Genomic DNA, 1,173 nt, shown 5'->3' with positions numbered 1-1,173 from the left:
GGGAGAAGCAACTATGTCGTTTGCATTTCTGATTGCCATGGTGTTTGGCGTTTCAGGACGAGGTTTGCAGCCTCGATGAGCTTTCGCATGACGGCGACGTTGACGAGTTTGGGTGGTTTGCCGGCGTCTTTCAGACGTGCTGCGAAGCTGGCGAATGTCTGGCTGTTGCGCTTGGCCGTCAGGGCCGCGATGTAGAGGAAGCGCCTGGGGCGTTCGCGGCCACCGCTTATTCTTCGGCTTCCCTTCTGGGCGCCGCTGTCGCGGTCGAAGGGGGCAACGCCGATGAGGGACGCAGCCTGGCCCCGGCTCAACTCGCCCAGTTCAGGCATGCGCACCACCAGTACGGCGGCCACGACCTCTCCCACGCCCGGCAAGGACCGCAGCAGATCGTAGCGCTGGCACAGCTGCGGATGCATGCGGATCCGCGCCAGGATGTCGCCCAGAATGCGCGCCTTGCTGTCCTTGCAGTGCCGCATCAGCTCTTCATAGTGCCGCTTGAGCGCGTCCAGATGGACATGTTCGCAGGCGGTCTTCAGCCGGGCGATCTGATCGGCGACCTGCTCGTAGGCGGTGAGCCATTCTGCCAGTTCCAGCAAGGCCGGGCTGATCGGGCGGGACGGGGTCGCAGTGCGGGCCGTGATCGCGGCGATCACCAGGGCATCGATCCGGTCATTCTTGGCGCGCACGCGCTGCAGGCGTGCGAACAGGCGAACCTCCAGCGGCTGGTGCCGGATCACGGTAAAACCGGATGACTGCAAGTGCTGCATGAGCGCACGCTCATAGCCCCCCGTCGCTTCCAGACCCACCCGGGTAATGCCCTGTGTCTGCAGCCAGTCGCCCAGGTCCCGAAAGCCAATCGCGTCATGCGCGAACCGCCGGACCTGACCGGACCCCAAAAGCCCGACATCCAGATGCGCCTTGGACACATCGATCCCGGCCACACTTGTGTTATCTTCCAGCTGTCTCATCGACCCCTCCTTGTGCTTGCGGACCTCAAAGTCCCTGCAACTATCCGGGTCAGTGAAACGGCGGCGGTGGTCCAGCTTCTCCACGGGCTCAAAAGCCCAAGGTGCCCACGACCCGTCCGACGCCAAGCCTGTCTGGCGGTGGTGCGCCAGACAGGCTGTCCCGGAAGACAGCCCAATCTAGCACCCAACTCACATACAAGGTGCC

1 protein-coding gene is annotated in these 1,173 nt (G+C 63.6%); it reads right to left on the bottom strand.

The genetic code is table 11. The features are described from left to right. Positions 1 to 11: 11 nt before the first annotated feature. Entirely contained in the window at positions 12 to 968 is a 957-nt protein-coding gene (locus FCS99_RS00100) for an IS110 family RNA-guided transposase (RefSeq protein WP_138509305.1), read from the bottom strand. Between the last annotated feature and the right edge of the window lie 205 nt (positions 969 to 1,173).

The organism is Maricaulis alexandrii, assembly GCF_005871165.1.
Lineage (GTDB): Bacteria > Pseudomonadota > Alphaproteobacteria > Caulobacterales > Maricaulaceae > Maricaulis > Maricaulis alexandrii.
Note: the sequence above shows the minus strand (reverse complement) of the source record. Positions and strands in the feature narration are given on the sequence as shown.